Origin of the sequence: Neobacillus drentensis NBRC 102427, assembly GCF_001591445.1 — a bacterium.
Lineage (GTDB): Bacteria > Bacillota > Bacilli > Bacillales > Cytobacillaceae > Neobacillus > Neobacillus drentensis.
In genome coordinates this window covers 167375-184938 of record NZ_BCUX01000003.1, presented here as the reverse complement: position 1 = coordinate 184938, position 17564 = coordinate 167375, and the positions used below count along the sequence as shown (strand labels likewise).

At 38.4% G+C, this 17564-nt stretch carries 19 protein-coding genes and 1 tRNA gene; 14 read left to right on the top strand and 6 right to left on the bottom strand.

Translation table 11 applies throughout. The features are described 5' to 3' along the window. The first annotated feature begins 71 nt into the window (after positions 1-71). From BDR01S_RS01475 to BDR01S_RS01465, 3 genes are all read left to right on the top strand, one after another. On the top strand, positions 72-473 hold the full coding sequence (locus BDR01S_RS01475; RefSeq protein WP_066252907.1) for a MerR family transcriptional regulator: 402 nt from the start codon (positions 72-74) through the stop codon (positions 471-473). Between the two features lie 37 nt (positions 474-510). Continuing rightward, positions 511-1845 (top strand): type I glutamate--ammonia ligase, encoded by a 1335-nt coding sequence (glnA, locus tag BDR01S_RS01470; protein WP_066252908.1) that lies wholly within the window; start codon positions 511-513, stop codon positions 1843-1845. A gap of 209 nt (positions 1846-2054) precedes the next feature. Beyond that, a complete protein-coding gene (locus BDR01S_RS01465; protein WP_066252910.1) occupies positions 2055-2309 on the top strand; it encodes a hypothetical protein in 255 nt (84 codons plus the stop codon). Positions 2310-2446: 137 nt separating this feature from the next. Here BDR01S_RS01465 and lexA read toward each other — a convergent pair whose 3' ends face one another. After that, positions 2447-3070, bottom strand: coding sequence for a transcriptional repressor LexA (gene lexA / locus BDR01S_RS01460; protein ID WP_066252911.1), 624 nt, complete (start codon positions 3068-3070; stop codon positions 2447-2449). 157 nt (positions 3071-3227) lie between these two features. Between lexA and yneA the strand changes: the two genes are divergently transcribed. The 8 genes from yneA to BDR01S_RS01420 all read left to right on the top strand — a co-directional run bounded on the left by yneA (position 3228) and on the right by BDR01S_RS01420 (position 11394). Beyond that, the gene (yneA, locus tag BDR01S_RS01455; RefSeq protein WP_174523419.1) at positions 3228-3551 is read left to right on the top strand and encodes a cell division suppressor protein YneA; all 324 of its coding nucleotides are present in this window, start codon (positions 3228-3230) and stop codon (positions 3549-3551) included. 12 nt (positions 3552-3563) lie between these two features. Next, positions 3564-4217, top strand: a complete 654-nt coding sequence (locus BDR01S_RS01450) for a YneB family resolvase-like protein (RefSeq protein WP_066252913.1) — start codon at positions 3564-3566, stop codon at positions 4215-4217. 70 nt (positions 4218-4287) lie between these two features. Continuing rightward, positions 4288-4518, top strand: a complete 231-nt coding sequence (locus BDR01S_RS01445; RefSeq protein ID WP_066252915.1) for a DUF896 domain-containing protein — start codon at positions 4288-4290, stop codon at positions 4516-4518. A 178-nt stretch (positions 4519-4696) separates the two neighbouring features. Next, complete coding sequence (tkt, locus tag BDR01S_RS01440; RefSeq protein ID WP_066252916.1) at positions 4697-6703, top strand: transketolase; 2007 nt, start codon at positions 4697-4699, stop codon at positions 6701-6703. Between the two features lie 250 nt (positions 6704-6953). Continuing rightward, the gene (gene sirA / locus BDR01S_RS01435) at positions 6954-7394 is read left to right on the top strand and encodes a sporulation inhibitor of replication protein SirA (RefSeq protein WP_066252918.1); all 441 of its coding nucleotides are present in this window, start codon (positions 6954-6956) and stop codon (positions 7392-7394) included. A 71-nt stretch (positions 7395-7465) separates the two neighbouring features. Further along, a complete protein-coding gene (locus BDR01S_RS01430; RefSeq protein WP_066252919.1) occupies positions 7466-7681 on the top strand; it encodes a YneF family protein in 216 nt (71 codons plus the stop codon). A 166-nt stretch (positions 7682-7847) separates the two neighbouring features. Further along, positions 7848-9599, top strand: a complete 1752-nt coding sequence (locus BDR01S_RS01425) for an ABC transporter transmembrane domain-containing protein (RefSeq protein ID WP_066252922.1) — start codon at positions 7848-7850, stop codon at positions 9597-9599. After that, complete coding sequence (locus BDR01S_RS01420) at positions 9586-11394, top strand: ABC transporter ATP-binding protein (RefSeq protein WP_157406087.1); 1809 nt, start codon at positions 9586-9588, stop codon at positions 11392-11394. The genes BDR01S_RS01425 and BDR01S_RS01420 overlap by 14 nt, the downstream gene beginning before the upstream one ends. A 117-nt stretch (positions 11395-11511) precedes the next feature. Here the strand turns inward: BDR01S_RS01420 and BDR01S_RS01415 are convergent, their stop codons facing one another. Continuing rightward, the gene (locus BDR01S_RS01415) at positions 11512-11688 is read right to left on the bottom strand and encodes an aspartyl-phosphate phosphatase Spo0E family protein (RefSeq protein WP_066252926.1); all 177 of its coding nucleotides are present in this window, start codon (positions 11686-11688) and stop codon (positions 11512-11514) included. Between the two features lie 266 nt (positions 11689-11954). On the opposite strand from BDR01S_RS01415, the gene BDR01S_RS01410 reads away from it, so the two are divergent. Next, entirely contained in the window at positions 11955-12662 is a 708-nt protein-coding gene (locus BDR01S_RS01410) for a cytochrome c biogenesis CcdA family protein (protein ID WP_066252929.1), read from the top strand. 204 nt (positions 12663-12866) lie between these two features. Next, complete coding sequence (locus BDR01S_RS01405) at positions 12867-13346, top strand: CcdC family protein (protein ID WP_066252931.1); 480 nt, start codon at positions 12867-12869, stop codon at positions 13344-13346. 80 nt (positions 13347-13426) lie between these two features. Here the strand turns inward: BDR01S_RS01405 and BDR01S_RS01400 are convergent, their stop codons facing one another. Then, positions 13427-13852, bottom strand: coding sequence for a DUF2621 domain-containing protein (locus BDR01S_RS01400; RefSeq protein WP_066252934.1), 426 nt, complete (start codon positions 13850-13852; stop codon positions 13427-13429). A 302-nt stretch (positions 13853-14154) separates the two neighbouring features. Here BDR01S_RS01400 and BDR01S_RS25175 point away from each other — a divergent pair. Next, positions 14155-14251 (top strand) — tRNA-Sec (locus BDR01S_RS25175). A gap of 134 nt (positions 14252-14385) precedes the next feature. Here the strand turns inward: BDR01S_RS25175 and BDR01S_RS01395 are convergent. The 3 genes from BDR01S_RS01395 to BDR01S_RS01385 form a co-directional block, all read right to left on the bottom strand. After that, positions 14386-14625 (bottom strand): helix-turn-helix domain-containing protein, encoded by a 240-nt coding sequence (locus tag BDR01S_RS01395; RefSeq protein ID WP_066252937.1) that lies wholly within the window; start codon positions 14623-14625, stop codon positions 14386-14388. 154 nt (positions 14626-14779) lie between these two features. Beyond that, positions 14780-16012 (bottom strand): acetyl-CoA acetyltransferase, encoded by a 1233-nt coding sequence (locus BDR01S_RS01390; protein ID WP_066252941.1) that lies wholly within the window; start codon positions 16010-16012, stop codon positions 14780-14782. Positions 16013-16089: 77 nt separating this feature from the next. Then, entirely contained in the window at positions 16090-17427 is a 1338-nt protein-coding gene (locus BDR01S_RS01385; RefSeq protein WP_066252943.1) for a sigma-54 interaction domain-containing protein, read from the bottom strand. Positions 17428-17564 lie beyond the last annotated feature (137 nt).

Sequence of the window (17564 nt, the reverse complement as noted above, 5' to 3'; positions counted from 1 at the left end):
CATATCATTGACAACTTTTCTAACACGAAATATAATAACAATATAAATAACCCAAGGGGAGGAGGAATTAAGTGAGTGGAAAGGAAATTCGCCGTTCGATGCCACTGTTTCCAATTGGAACAGTCATGCAGCTAACCGAACTTACAGCCAGGCAAATTCGATACTACGAAGAACACCAATTGATTTCTCCTGCAAGAACCGAGGGGAATAGACGTCTATATTGTCTGAATGATATTGATAGGCTTCTAGAAATTAAGGATTTAATCGATCAAGGTGTCAATATGGCTGGCATTAAACAATTGTTCCTAGTGAAAGAACAGCAATCAATCATTCTTGAGCAACAATCAATTAAGACAAAACGTGAATTAACAGATGAACAGCTTAGAAAGCTACTTCGAAACGAAATGATGCATTCAGGTCGAAATAATCGATCCTCATTACGTCAAGGAGATATTTCAAGATTCTTCCATTAGTAGTGGGACTTCTTTTTAAAAAATAGGGGGTAAGAAAATGACAAAGTATTCAAGAGATGATATTAAAAGATTAGCAGTTGAAGAAAACGTGAAATTTATTCGTTTACAATTCACAGATATCCTTGGAACAATTAAAAACGTGGAAATTCCTATTAGCCAATTAGAAAAAGCACTTGATAACAAAATGATGTTTGACGGTTCTTCCATTGAAGGTTTCGTACGAATTGAAGAATCTGATATGTTACTATATCCTGACCTTAATACATGGGTGGTATTCCCGTGGACAGCAGAAAAAGGGAAAGTTGCCCGTTTAATTTGTGATATTTACACTCCAGAAGGAAAACCATTTGAAGGTGATCCTCGTAACAACTTAAGAAGAGTATTAAGAGAAATGGAAGAGTTAGGTTTCACTAACTTTAACTTAGGACCTGAGCCTGAATTCTTCTTATTTAAATTAGATGAAAAAGGTGAACCAAGTCTAGAATTGAATGACCAAGGTGGTTATTTTGACTTAGCACCAACAGATTTAGGTGAAAACTGCCGTCGTGATATCGTTCTTGAGTTAGAAGAAATGGGCTTTGAAATTGAAGCTTCTCACCATGAAGTAGCGCCAGGTCAGCATGAAATTGATTTTAAATATGCGGATGCATTAACAGCATGTGACCAAATCCAAACGTTTAAATTAGTTGTTAAAACAATTGCACGTAAACATGGCTTGCACGCAACCTTTATGCCAAAACCATTATACGGAGTAAACGGATCTGGAATGCACATGAACCTTTCATTATTTAAAAATGGCGAAAATGCATTCTATGAGCCAGGTGGCGACTTAGACATGAGCGAAACTTCACGTCAATTCATCGCTGGAATTCTAAAGCATGCTCCAGCCTTTACAGCTGTAACAAATCCAACTGTAAACTCTTATAAGCGACTTGTTCCTGGCTATGAAGCACCATGTTATGTAGCTTGGTCATCTAGAAACCGTTCACCATTAGTTCGTATCCCGGCATCACGTGGATTGAGTACTCGTGTTGAGGTTCGTAGCGTTGACCCTGCAGCAAACCCATACTTAGCAATGGCTGTGCTTCTAAAAGCAGGATTAGACGGAATTAAAAACAAATTAACTCCTCCAGCACCAGTTGACAGAAACATCTATGTAATGAGCAAGGAAGAAAGAATTGAAGAAGGAATCATCGATCTTCCTGCCACACTTGATCAAGCATTAGATCAACTAAAAGCTGACGAAGTAATTGTTTCAGGTCTTGGCGATCACATTATGGAACACTTTGTTGAAGCAAAAGAAATCGAGTGGGATATGTTTAGAACAGTCGTTCACCAATGGGAACGCGATCAATATATGAGCATGTATTAATATCACCAAAGCCCTGGCGCCTAGCGTCAGGGCTTTTCTATGTCTCGCTCTTTTTCAAACTAATCCTCCCCAATCATTCTAAATAAAAGTTAAAGGAATAGAGTATTATTAAAGAGTTGTTGATGTTCTTTAAAAATTCACAATTCTTACCGTTCCTTTAATCCTAAATAATATATGCTTAAGTTGAAAACATTTGGGAGGTGCTCTAATTGTATAAATTGCAAATTTGTAATGCTCTAACCCAAGAAATACTACGAGTAAAGACGTATAAGAAGCCTGACCTTATTTTAAGTTTGATAGAATCAGGCGCAAAAGGTCAGGAATGTTTTCTATTTGATGAACAATGTAGAACCTTTAAAGGAGTGTATGTCTCACATACCACCTTTATTGAAGAGGGTACAATCGTTTATAATGTATTGTTTAAGGTGAGATTATCTGAAATACAAGCGAGAATAGCAAAATAAGGTGATTTGAGGAGTGGCTTTCTGGCTACTCCTTTTTAATTATTCGCTCTATCCGAATTCATATTAATTGATTTCTTTGGTGATAGGAACACGAACCAAAAAAAGAGCCGGCATCAAAAATGCCAACTCTCTTAAACTTAATGTAAATGCCGGTAAACACCAATGACTTTCCCTAAAATGGATACATTCCTCAATATTATCGGGTCCATTGTAGAATTTTCCGGCTGCAGGCGTATGTAATCTTTTTCTTTGAAAAATCTCTTACAGGTGGCTTCGTCTTCCTCGGTCATCGCTACAACAATATCCCCGTTATTTGCGGTTGGCTGCTGCTTAACAATAACATAATCACCGTTTAGTATCCCGGCCTCTATCATACTCTCACCCATGATTTCCAGCATGAAAACTTGCTCATCAGCAGGTGCAAGTCTTTCTGGAAGCGGGAAAAATTCTTCTACATTTTCAATAGCGGTAATTGGCAGTCCTGCAGTTACTTTACCGACCACCGGAACATTGACTACAGCATTCCTTGGTATATGCGCAGCCACATCTGCCTCTAATATTTCAATTGCTCTTGGTTTAGTTGGATCTCGCCGAATTAGTCCTTTGCTTTCCAATCTTGCTAGATGACCGTGAACAGTAGAACTGGATGCAAGTCCAACCGCTTCTCCAATTTCCCTTACTGAAGGGGGATATCCTTTACTCTTAACCTCACTTTTAATGAAATCTAAGATATCCTGCTGCCGCTTTGATATTTTAGCCATGATAAAATCCACCTCGCCTAGTTTATGTTTACTTTATTATAACATGTTCGCTTTTTTTATACAAACATAAGTTCGAAAAAATAATTGACAACAAACGAATGTTCGGTTTATAATAAAAATATAAAACGAACGTACATTCCTATTCGAGGTGTTTATTATGAAAAAATTATGGAACAAATACTCCTATGCTATTACTCTTATAATATTAAGCTGTTCACTTTCATTCATATTATCAATTCAACATCATTCAAACGATCAGATTGAGTATTTAAAAGTTACTATCGCAGAGGGAGATTCGCTTTGGGAAATATCTGATCAGTTTTCAAATCAGCATTCTTTGTCAAACAAGGAATTTGTTGCTTGGATAAAAAAGCATAATGAAATTGACGAAGATAAAATTTTTCCTGGAGAAGAAATCATCATTCCTGTCAGTAAAGAAGCCTCATCTACAAAAGAATTAGCTAGTGCGCTTGAAGAATAGAAAGGGATTTTTATGAAAGCAATCATTTACTGCCGTGTCAGTACCAAAAAAGAAACCCAAGAAACATCATTAAAGCGCCAGGAAGAGGAATTAATCCAATTAGCCAACACCTATCACTTTGAGATTGATCGGGTAATTAAAGAAAAGGCAAGTGGCTATGATTTCGACCGGGAAGGGATTTTTCAATTATTAGAACGTATTAAAGAAAAGCAAGTACAAGCTATCTTAATACAGGATGAAACACGTCTCGGACGAGGAAATGCAAAAATTGCCCTCTTGCATTGTATATTAAAAGAAAATATAAAACTTTATAGTATCTCCCATAGTGGGGAATTACAGCTTTCAGAATCTGATTCCATGGTTTTGAATATCGTAAGTATGGTAGAAGAGTACCAACGAAAACTACATAATGCCAAAATTAAGCGTGGAATGAAGCGAGCAGTCCAGAAAGGGTATAAACCAGAAAAAAATTTAAAAAACCTCGGTGAAGCTTCCGGACGGGAGAAAATTGAAGTACCAATTGAAGAAATTGTCCGGTTAAGAAAAAATGGTTTAATATTTTCGGAAATAGCCGCAACCCTTAGAGGGTTTGGGTTTAATATTTCTAAAGCCACGGTTCATAGAAGGTATCAGGAATATATTGAATCACAAGAAGAGAAAGCCTAATGCCTTGTCATTAGGTTTTTTTTTTAGTAAAATCAGGTGTCATGTAAATAGTTGAAAGGAAGGTCCTTGAATGCTTTCAAAAGAAAAGATGGCTAGAATAAATGAACTGGCGCGTAAAGCAAAGGCAACGGGATTGACTGAAATAGAAGCTAAAGAGCAATCGAGACTTAGAAGTGAATATTTAGCTACTTTCCGTTCGAATATGCTAGATACTCTTACCAACACCAAGTTTATTGATCCCGAAGGAAACGATGTAACACCAGAAAAAATTAAAGCTAGGAAAAAAAATACACTTCATTAAAAGTTCAGGAATACATTTTTTTGTATTCCTTTATTACATATTGTGACTATTTCTGTGTCAAAATAAGAAGCAAAGTGATATTTGTTTCTTATTTTATGCTATTTGTTGAATAAATAACGGTAGCAATATAAAATTGAAATGTATTTAGTAACCTAGTGATTAGGAAAGGATGTAATTCATGTTTAATACTATTGATGATTTATCTGTAACTTCAATTCGAACACTTGCGATTGATGCGATTGAGAAAGCAAACTCAGGACATCCAGGGATGCCGATGGGTGCGGCGCCAATGGCTTATACTTTATGGACGAGGTTCTTAAACCAAAATCCCAAAAATCCTCACTGGTTTAACCGTGACCGTTTTGTCTTATCGGCTGGCCATGGTTCAGCATTGTTATACAGCATGCTTCATTTGTCCGGTTTCAACTTAACAATGGATGATCTAAAACAATTTCGTCAATGGGGCTCAAAAACGCCTGGTCACCCGGAATATGGCCACACAGAGGGTGTTGAAGCAACCACTGGTCCACTAGGTCAGGGGATTGCGATGGCAGTTGGAATGGCAATGGCAGAACGCCATGTGGCAAGTGTTTATAATAAAGATAAATATGAACTTGTGAACCATTTTACATACAGCATCTGTGGAGATGGAGATTTAATGGAGGGTGTATCTGCTGAGGCAGCTTCATTAGCAGGACACTTGAAACTTGGTCGATTGGTAGTCCTATATGATTCAAATGATATCTCTCTTGATGGAGACTTAAATAAGTCATTTTCAGAAAGTGTCAAAGATCGCTTCCTATCCTATGGCTGGCAATATGTTCGAGTCGAAGATGGCAACAATCTTGAAGAAATTGCAAAAGCTCTTGAAGAAGCGAGAAATGATTTAGACAGACCAACAATGATTGAAGTAAGAACAGTCATTGGATACGGCTCACCAAACCGTGCTGGAACTTCAGGTGTACATGGTTCACCACTGGGAGCAAATGAACTAAAGCTTACAAAAGAGGCCTATAAATGGACCTTTGAAGAAGATTTCCATGTGCCGCAAGAGGTTTATGATAACTTCCAGAAGCTAATCGTTGAAAATGGTGAGAAAAAGGAAAAAGAGTGGAATGATCTTTTCGCTCAATATAAAAAAGAGTATCCTGAACTCGCTACACAGCTAGAACAAGCATTAAATAATGAACTTCCTGAAGGTTGGGACAAAGATATTCCGGTTTATGCTGAAGGAAAAAGCTTGGCAAGCCGTGCTTCTTCAGGTGAAGTCTTAAATGGAATTGCTAAGAATTTACCAATTTTTATTGGTGGATCAGCGGACCTTGCCGGCTCGAATAAAACGATGATTAAGGGTACAACTGATTTTATGCCTGGTTCCTATGAAGGCCGCAATATCTGGTTTGGCGTTCGTGAATTTGGAATGGGAGCAGCTATGAACGGTATAGCTCTTCATGGCGGGGTGAAAGTATTTGGCGGAACCTTCTTTGTTTTCTCTGACTACTTACGTCCTGCAATTCGTCTAGCAGCGTTAATGGGCTTACCTGTTACGTATGTATTCACCCATGACAGTATTGCTGTCGGGGAAGACGGACCAACACATGAGCCAGTTGAACAGCTTGCAGCATTACGTGCGATGTCAGGATTATCAATTATTCGTCCTGCCGATGGCAATGAAACAGCCGCCGCTTGGAAACTTGCAGTTGAGTCAACAAACAAACCAACAGCACTTGTTTTGACTCGTCAAGATTTGCCAACGTTAAAAGGAACAGATACAAATGCATATGAGGGTGTTTCAAAAGGAGCATATGTTGTTTCACCATCAGAAAGGGATACTCCGGATGCATTAATACTGGCAACTGGTTCAGAAGTAAGCCTTGCAGTTGAAGCTCAAAAAGCTCTAGCGGGCGAGGGTGTCCATGTTTCAGTTGTAAGTATGCCTTCATGGGATCGCTTCGAGCAGCAATCCAAAGAATACAAAGAGTCTGTGCTACCAAGAAATGTGAAAAAGCGTCTTGGAATTGAAGTGGGAGCATCCTTTGGCTGGCACAAATATACTGGTGACGAAGGCGATGTATTAGCAATCGATCATTTCGGAGCTTCAGCGCCTGGAGAAAAGATTATGGAAGAGTTTGGCTTTACGGTAAGCAATGTGGTAGCTCGTGTGAAAGTACTTTTGCAACAATAGTTAATATTGAAGTATTAGGGAGAACGGATAATTCCGTTCTTCTTTTTTTACGCTTAATTTTTTTACAATTTTTTGAACAATGCCATTTATTAAAAGGAAAATTCAATAAATCTACCGAATTTATAAAAGAATTGCTTAGAATCCTGCTAATCGACAAAAATAGTGAAAGTTTTTGCCGCCGAAAGACAAAAGTTACGTTTGACTTTTTTTATAATAGTAAAAAGGGTAATCAACGAAGGAGAGAACAGTGGTGAGAAAATATCAGCTATATTTAATAGAAGATGAATTTGCGACCCATTACTTCGGAAGAGAGCGATTGTTTTTTCAGCTTTTTCATGAGCACCAAAAAGCAAACGGCGAGCTTAAATTTATTACACAAAAACAAATTTCCTATATAACCAAAAAAGTAGAGGTACTTAAAATTCATCAGCTCATTCAAAAGCAGCTTGGGAAAATTAAGGGATTTAAAGCAGAGCATGGTGCATATTCAATTGAATTAAGTGGAAAACTAAGTACGGCAAAGTTAGAAGTATTCCAAGACTTAATTACAATTGATGCCCAGGGCAGTTATGAAGCAGAGACGGCTTTTTTTGAAGTATTAAGAAAGTGTGAGTCTTCTTTTTTGGCGTTAGACCTCAAACATCAACGTTACGGCTGGTTAAAGCCAATAAAGGAAAGAAAATTTATCTAATCGCAGATATTGTCTAATCGTGTATAATTTAGTACACTGTAAGATAGACAACACGAAGGAGGAAGTTGAATATGTTATATTACATTCTAGTTGGTATACTAGCATTAGCAGCTGGTGTAGCACTAGGATTTTTCATTGCTCGTAAATATATGATGAGCTATTTAAAGAAAAATCCACCAATCAATGAACAAATGTTAAAAATGATGATGATGCAAATGGGTCAAAAACCATCACAAAAGAAAATCAACCAAATGATGGCTGCTATGAACAAGCAACAATCAAAATAATACGGACAAGCACTCATATAATGAGTGCTTTTTTCGTGGCGTATTTTAAATTCTAAATCTTTATCATTTTATAAAAATTTGGTAAAATGAAACCTCAGTCAGTTGGATTAATTTTCCGGTGCACAATTTTAGGAGAACGATTTTCTTTTGTCTTGGGGGCGTTTGAATGAAAGTATTTTTAGAATTAGGCTGGTATTTTAAACAAGAGAAAAAAGCGTATCTTTCAGGGATATTCATCTTAATGATTGTAGCGATATTACAGCTGGTGCCGCCAAAAATAATTGGGGTCATTGCCGACCATATTAACGATGGCTCGATGACTATTGGATTACTTGGTCAGTGGATGGGTGTGCTCGTCGTTGTAGCTTTGGCCATGTATTTCCTTCGCTACTATTGGAGGATTATGATTTTCGGTTCATCGGTAAAGCTTAGTAAATTGCTTCGAAATCGTCTCTATCAGCATTTTACTAATATGTCACCAGCCTTCTACCAAAAACGTCGGATTGGAGACCTGATGGCACATGCTACCAATGATCTGCAGGCAATTCAGCAGACAGCAGGTGTTGGCGTGTTAACGTTCGTTGATTCTCTTTCAACTGGCGGGTTTGTCATTGCTGCGATGGCTTTTACAATAAGTTGGAAATTAACATTAATCTGTTTAATTCCGATGCCCCTTATGGTAATCCTTACGAGCTGGTTTGGAACGATGCTTCATCGAACCTTTTATCAAGCACAAGAAGCATTTTCATCTTTAAATGATAAGACTCAGGAAAGTATCACCGGGATTAAAGTAATTAAAACCTTTGGTCAAGAAAAGGAAGACATTGAGGATTTTCGTAAGCAATCCGAGGACGTTGTCCAAAAAAATATTACAGTTGCAAAAATTGATTCTCTTTTCGATCCGACGATTTCGATTATTGTGGGAATTTCCTTCTTTTTATCGATTGTGTTTGGAGCGAAGTACGTCCTAAATGGGGAATTAACGATTGGGCAATTACTATCGTTTACTACTTATTTAGGGTTACTCGTCTGGCCAATGCTTGCTTTTGGTTGGCTATTTAACATTGTTGAGCGGGGGAGTGCTTCATATGACCGGGTTTCCTTGCTCTTTCAAGAAAAAGTAGACATCTCCGATGACGAGAAAGCTTTAAATGTCGTGCCGGAAGGTGATATCGAATACAAGCTTGCGGATTTTACTTATCCCGGGGAAACAATACCGGTTTTAAAAGATATTAATTTCATATTACATACAGGGGAAACACTTGGGATTGTTGGGAAAACAGGTGCTGGAAAAACAACTCTCTTAAAGCTCCTTATACGTGAATTTGATCGCTATGATGGTGAGATTATGTTTGGTGGAAAAGCTCTGAAAGAATATAAACTCGAAAAACTACGCGAAGCTATCGGGTATGTTCCACAAGATCATTTCTTGTTTTCAGCCTCTGTCGGTGAAAACATTGCCTTTACTAACCCAAATGCATCAACGAAAGAAATCGAGAATGCTGCTAGGCTTGCTAATATTCATGAGGACATCCTTCAATTTATAGATGGTTACCATACGATTGTTGGAGAACGGGGTGTGTCTTTATCGGGAGGGCAGAAACAAAGGATTTCGATTGCACGGGCTTTGTTGATGAATCCGGAAGTCCTGGTCCTCGACGATTCATTATCTGCTGTTGATGCGAAAACGGAAGAAGCCATTCTTTCTTCTTTAAGAGAGAACAGAGAAGGGAAAACCACCATTATTACCTCACACCGATTAAGCGCCATTCAACATGCAGATCTTATTCTTGTTCTTGAGGATGGTAAGATTGTTGAAAGAGGTATCCATGAAGATTTGATGGAATCAGATGGATGGTATAAGGAAATGTATTTACGCCAGCAATTGGAAGAGCTGGTCGAGCATGGGGGACATTAAGGTGGAAGAAAACACACAGCTCACCGAACGTGAACAAAGAAAGATTTTATTCCGGCTTCTGTCCTATACAAGCCCACATAAAAAACTCCTTGTATTGGCATTTATCTTCTTACTATTAACAACCGTCGGAGATATTGTATTGCCAATTATCGTGAAAATATTTATTGATGATTATTTAACCCCTGGAAAGCTTGCGTTTCAGCCGCTTTTAATTCTAGGCTCCACCTATATGGCCATTCAAATCATCAAAGCGATCCTGATGTTTTTTCAATTTGTTAAATTCCAAGAGCTTGCTTTAAAAATTATCCAACAGCTACGCATTGATGTTTTTTCTAAAGTCCAGTCACTGGGCTTAAAGTACTTTGATAAAACACCTGCAGGAAGTATTGTTTCAAGGGTAACCAATGATACCGAAGCCATTAAAGATATGTTTGTTACCGTTATTGCTACGTTTATCCAAGGTGGATTTTTATTAATTGGTATTTTTATTGCGATGTTTATTCTGAATATCAAACTAGGATTATTATGTGTCGTCATTCTGCCGTTATTAATGTTTGTCATGAACCTTTATAGAAAATTAAGTTCACGATTTTACCTCGATATGCGTGAACGACTAAGCCAGTTAAATGCCAAGCTCAGTGAATCATTATCAGGTATGGGAATTGTTCAAGTGTTTCGTCAGGAAAAACGGCTCCGGGCTGAATTTGGAGCTATTAATGACCAACACTACCAGGCAGGAATGAAAAATATCAAAATTGATGGTCTATTGTTAAGACCAGCGATTGATCTAATCTATATTTTGGGTTTAATCATTGTATTAAGTTATTTTGGGATTACTTCTTTGAACAATGTAGTGGAAATCGGTGTGGTTTATGCCTTCATTAATTACTTGGATCGCTTTTTCGAACCGGTCAATCAGATGATGATGAGGCTTTCCTTGTACCAACAAGCGATTGTGGCAGGTTCGCGTGTCTTCAAACTGTTGGATGAGGACGAATTAGCACCACTGCAAAGGGAAGAGAAGACCATTTCAATTGAACAAGGAAAGATTGAATTTAAGAATTTAAGTTTTTCCTATAATGGGAAACAGGATGTGCTAAAATCGATTACCTTCACCGCCAATCCAGGTGAAACCGTTGCACTCGTTGGCCATACCGGCAGTGGAAAAAGCTCGATTATTAATTTATTGATGAGGTTCTATGAATATGAACGAGGGGACATTTTCATTGATGGTCAATCGATTCGTGATTTTACAAAAGCAGAACTTAGGGAGAAAATGGGGCTAGTCCTACAGGATCCCTTTTTATTCTACGGGACAATCAAGGAGAATATCCGCCTTCACCAGGAAACCATGTCGGATGCGCAAGTAGAAGAGGCAGCAAGGTTTGTCCAGGCCCATACATTCATCGAAAAACTAGATGACGGGTTTGACCACAAAGTAGTCGAGCGTGGTACCACATTTTCAAGCGGTCAAAGGCAATTAATTGCTTTTGCGCGAACGATTGCGGCGAATCCCAAAATTTTGGTATTGGATGAGGCAACTGCCAATATTGATACAGAAACAGAAGAAGCGATTCAAACCGCCCTATCGAAAATGCGCAAAGGGAGAACAACGATCGCTATTGCTCATCGACTCTCAACCATTCAGGATGCGGATTTAATTTTAGTATTACATCAAGGAGAAATCGTTGAACGAGGAAATCATCAGGAGCTGCTTGCCCAAGGTGGTTTGTATCATAAGATGTTTCTTTTACAGAACGGTTCTGTGGAACGTCTTAGGGATGTTGTGAATTAATAACGTGAGGCGTAAAGCAAGAGCGAAGGACACTAGTTGTTAGATGATGAAAAAAGCCTGGCGGTTCAGCCAGGCTTTTACTAGTTCTTAAAATTTATTTCTATTTGACTTTTACTGTTAACAAGCTGAAGATGGAATCTTTTTTATATATACTCTATGATATTCATTTAAAAGATGATCGAGTTCCTGGCTGTAACGAATGGCAACGGAGGATGTCAAGCCGTTAGTAATGGCGACTTGAATTAATTCAGCTCGTTTTTTTTCAATTAATGTCACTAAATCATTTTTTGTCACGGCTGATGTCCTTTCCGAATAACTCCTAAATTATGGTATGAATAGAATTCGAATATATCAAATTGGGACTGGTTTTACTAGTATAACCTATGATGTAAATTTTTTCAAAGACATTTGTAAATAAATATCCAATATACATTAATAAGGGGATTTTTTTAGGGATTCAGAAAAACAGGCGACGACACAAAATATTCAAGTTAACCATTATCTTTTATATCAAACATTTGTTAGAATATAAACGTATCGACTATAGTGGGAGTGTTAATATGTCAGATGTAAATATATTTTTAGCATTAGGAGCAGGATTTTTAAGTTTTATATCACCTTGTTGTTTACCGCTTTATCCTGCATTTCTCTCGTACATTACTGGTATGTCGGTTGGGGAACTGAAAAGCGAAAATGCCATGCTTCAAAAGCGGAGTCTACTCCACACATTATTTTTCCTATTAGGCTTTTCGATTATTTTTATTGCTATTGGTTTTGGAACTTCGTTTCTAGGAAGTTTCTTCTTACAGTATAAAGACCTTATTCGTCAACTAGGCGGGATTTTTATTGTTTTCTTTGGATTAGTTATCGTTGGAATTTTAAACCCGCAATTTATGATGAAGGATCGCCGCATTGAATTTAAAAATCGTCCTTCAGGATATTTTGGCTCGGTATTAATTGGAATGGCTTTTGCAGCGGGCTGGACGCCTTGTACTGGTCCAATTCTCTCGTTTGTTATCTCCCTTGCAGCGACAAATCCAGGTTCAGGTATGATGTATATGATCGCTTATACACTAGGATTTGCGATACCATTCTTTATCCTTTCCTTCTTCCTTGGTCGCATGAATTGGATTAAGAAGAACAGCTCTAAAATTGTCAAAATCGGTGGTTACATAATGATTATCATGGGGATTGTCCTCTTCTTTGACTGGATGACAAAAATTATTATATTCTTCTCAGAAATGTTTGGAGGGTTTACAGGGTTTTAATTTATCTGAATAAGATAGAAAAGGTTATTATATTAAAATATAAATTTCTATTATTGGAAAATTCCTAAAAGGACTTTTTCCTTTTTACTAGCAATTGCCAGTACCGTTAAAAATGGGAAGTGTTTATCAAGGGTTTAACTTTTTCAAATGTATTCATTTGATATATAATGGGTTAGAAAATATATTAGATAAGGAATGAATCTAATGAACTTGGTTGTTGCTTCTTCAATTGGAGCAGTTTTTATGGGCACGCTCGCCTTGGTTGTCCGTATGAAAGCTGCAAAGAAACCCACGAATGCACTGAAGATAATCCTCCCGCCACTTTTCATGTCAAGTGGGGCATTAATGTATATTGAACCGCAATTTAGACTAAGTGGAGCAGAAATGATCGAGGCAGCAATAGTTGGGATGCTTTTCTCAATCTTACTAATCAAAACCTCAAAGTTTGAGATCCGCGATAATGATATTTATCTAAAGCGTTCCAAAGCATTTATTTTTATCTTAATTGGGTTATTAGTTGTTCGCCTCATTATGAAATCTGTCCTAAGTTCAACCATTGATTTTGGAGAACTAAGCGGAATGTTCTTTTTCCTCGCCTATTGTATGATTGTGCCATGGCGGATAGCGATGTATCTGGACTACAAAAAACTCTTTAAACAGCTTCATAGTGGTAAACAGGTTTAGGTTTATGTGGGAGACTGGTCCTTTTTTGGATCAGTTTTTTCTTTTTAAGGTTTAATAAAAACCGTCTATTAGCTAGACGGTTAAAATAGGTGCTCAAAAGGAGCAACATCAATTCGATTTTCAAACAGCTTTTTACGTAGAAACTTATGATCCCTTTTTGGAGTTGCTTGTATATAGCCGCGAATGACGAGGTCTTGAGTAATTTTTGAAGCATTTTCTTTAATGGCAATTTCGCCAATTTTACCGGCAATTTTATGTCTAGCAACATCACGGAAAAGCTCGGGAACAGGACTGACTAAATCCTCAAGGAGAACTTTCTCCTCAGGCCCCCATAAGTGACGAGACTCATTTACATAATGTTCTTCCCAATCCATAACTGACCTGCCGTCTTCTTTCGGCATCTTTTTTAAAAACTTGCGGAACATAAAAAATCCACCGATGGCAAATGATCCGACAAGGAAAAATACCCAGAACAGGATAAACCATAGAAACCAACCATGAAGCATTCTATTCACCTACAAAATACTATATTTTCTTCTTATTATAGTCTGTTTTTATGAACAAAGACAAGTATTGGACATAATTGACTACAATTATACGAAAGAACTTTAGCTAGAATCAAATTATTGTGAATCCTTGGATTAGGTAATTATCCCCAATTTGACTGATAAAAAGCTTGTCGAAAAATTGACAAATACTCTGAATCTATTGATTACCACCATATTAAATAGTAATATGATAACAAATGATAGAGAAGTAAAAAGACTGTGTTACTATAGTCCATACATCTTGATAAAATTACAACCATGGGGCTGAATGGGGTACTGGTGTCCTCCACAGTCTTCAAAACTGCTTGAGACCTGCGTGCCAGGTTTGCTGGGTTCGATTCCCAGGCGGTCCCGCCAACTCAATACTATCAAGGGTTCTGACGAATTCTTATTTTAAATAGACCAGAGGGCACTCGGTCTTTTTTTATTGTCGGGTGCCCAAAAGGTGCCATTTGTGATTTTGTGCCGTCGATGTTAATCAAAAAATTCATCTAAGGTGTTAACTGCCAATCTCTTATAGCGTTTAACTTTAGTTCTTTAGAATAATCTTTCCAGGTTGAGGACTCTATAAGACTTTCTGTGCCAAATTTTTCAAAATTATATTTCCAGTCAATAATTGTGGATTTGTTCACCTTGTAGATTTTAGTAATTTCGTTTAGCGAATACTTCCCCTCTAAATACGATGTCAAGATTGCAAACTTTTCCTCTGCAGAATAAGCACTTTTAGACATAATAAATACTCCCCTTAAAGTAGCCAGATTTTTTATTTTTTAATCTGTCTACCTTATGGGGAGCATATCATTACCGCTAGCTGTGCCTTTTTTAGCGCAAAATTTCCGATTGTCCCCTAAAAGAACCGTCCCAGTGGTTTTCCCGTGTTTTTTCCTATATCCCAATCACAAAGCAGACGGTTGTGGTTGCGCTTCCGCCGATGTTTAGTGTGGCGATATTTTTTGCGTCTTTTATTTGGTAGGTTCCTGCTGTGCCGGTGACTTGTTTGTAGGCGTCGAGGACCATGCGGATTCCGGTTGCGCCTACAGGGTGGCCTGAACCGATTAATCCACCGCTTGGATTGATGGGGATTCGGCCGTCAAAAGCGATATCGCCTGATTCGATCGCTTTCCAGTTTTCACCGGGTTCCGTTATCCCGAAATGGTCGATGGCCATATATTCGGTGATGGAAAAACAATCGTGTGTCTCAATCGCATCAATATCGTTCACGCCGCTAAGACCTGCTCGTACAAACATGTCCTCGATGGCTTGGCGGACATGTGGAAACACGTACCGTTGCTCCGCACTTTCCTTTAGCTTGTCTTCGAGCAGCATCGGCGCTGTCTTATGGCCCCATCCTTTAATGACAGGGATTGTTTCTAATGCCAGCTGATGGCGTGCGGCATATGCCTTTGCGTATTTTTCGGATGCGAGAAAGATTGTTGCTCCGCCGTCTGTGACCTGCCCGCAATCCTGGCGGCGGACACGACCTTCAATCACATGGTTATGCTCGTCATTTTCTATAAAGCTATATTCATTGAATTGCCAATTTCGGGTTTGCGCATTTGGGTTTCGCTTTGCATTTTCAAGATTGATTCTGGCAATTTCAGCCAAGTGTTCGTAGTGAATCCCGTAGCGCTCGTCATAGACATCGACTAACCGGTTAAACAAATAGGGCCAAGGATAGGTAGCGTCTTGTGCCTCTCGACCTGTCCAACAGGCAACCCCAAGGTTATTGGCCGTTTGTTCTCCCGATATATTGCGCAGCATTTCCACCCCAGTTACACAAGCCAAATCATAACGGCCAGACTCAAGATCGGCTGTTGCCGCCAGTATGGCGATACTGCCTGATGCACAAGCTGCTTCATGGCGACTTGCAGGAATGCCGGAAAATGCGGGATGAATCGACGCAAACAATCCGCCAAGCTGTCCTTGTTTACTCCCCAGCTCTCCAATAAAATTTCCGATATGGCAAACATCCACTTCACTCGGATCAATTTTTGTTGCCTGAAGTGCGCCCTCCACACTGGATTTTAATAGATCAAAAATGTCTTTTTCTTCTCGCGCCCAATTTTTTGAAAAATCGGTTTGGTATCCGCCAAGCACATAAACATTCGACGTATTCATGATTAACTGCCCCCTTATAAAAGAATTGATAAAATCGACTTCCTGTTTTTATAAGGATGCAATTTTTGTGCCACAGGCTATTTCAAACGCTGCAGCTTTTTTACAAGTGAGGATTGACTGATGCCCAGCACATCCGCTGTTTTACGAGTTGTCTTATATTCCTTTAAATTTTCTAAAATGATTTTTTTCTCCAGGTCTTGCAGAATCTTTTTCAAGGACCGCTGATGAGGGTTTCCTTTACTAGAATTAAGGAAAGGGAGATCAGTCCATTGAATATTATCATGATCAATGGTCACAGCTAACCGCTCAATTAAGTTTTCCATCTCGCGGATATTTCCGGGCCACTCGTAATCTTCAAATAAATGAATCGTATCATCAGCGAATCTCTTTGTTAAACCATATTTTTTATTCGTTTTTTGCATGAAGTGGAAGGCTAGCGGGGCAATATCCTCCAATCTTTCACGTAGCGGCGGAATCGTAATCGGAATGATATTCAAACGATAAAATAAATCTTGTCTGAAGCTCCCTTCATTTACGAGTTGTTCAAGGTTTTTATTCGTTGCAGAGACAACACGTACATTGATTTTGATGCTTTTCCTTCCGCCAATTCTCGTAATTTCAAATTCTTGTAGAACCCGTAAAAGCTTGACCTGCAAATCAAGAGGCATGTCTCCAATTTCATCTAGAAAGATGGTCCCCCCGTCTGCCTGTTCAAATAACCCTGGCTTCCCGCGGCTGTCAGCCCCTGTAAAGGCTCCCTTTTCGTATCCAAATAGCTCTGATTCAAGTAGATTTGGAGGAATAGCTGCACAATTCACCTTTATTAATGGTTGATTTTCTCGTTTGCTAAGCCGATGGATGTAATTTAATAGCACTTCTTTACCTGTTCCTGATTCGCCATGAATAAGGACAGTTGTATCCACTTGAGCAATTTTTGCACCTATAGCAAGGATTTTTCGAAATGCTGGGCTTTTGGCAACAATACCATCATAAACCGGGATCTCTTCATGAATTTTCATGTTGTCTCTGTCATGATGCTTCATTTTAAGAGCAATCGATAGGATTTGATCGACTTTGAGTTTGTTCAATTCTGCGATATCGCGAATGTTTAAAACCACGTGTGTAATTTGGCCTTTTTCATTTTTTATTGGGCTCCCAGTAAGTAACACATCCGTCCCCCTAATATTGACGACTTGTGTAGTGGGTTTTTTGTATTTTACGACTGCCTGGGAAACCGAGATGTTTATATCTCCCCTTTTTAAAGCATCTTTTACATTTGTACCGACAAACTCTGATTCAGTGTACGAACAAATTCTGCATCCAGCCTTATTGATTGCGATACCGTATCCGTCTGCATCGAAAATACATAGGCCGTCATAGGTCGAATCAAATACGTGTTTATAAAATTCTAGCAAATGAAAACACTCCCTTCATCAGATGTCCTTTGATAAAAAATTCATCACCTGATTCTATTATTCATCACTAACAAGCAAAATCCCTCTTTAATTTCAATAATATTCACAATATTCATTACTATTTATATGTTTCTACT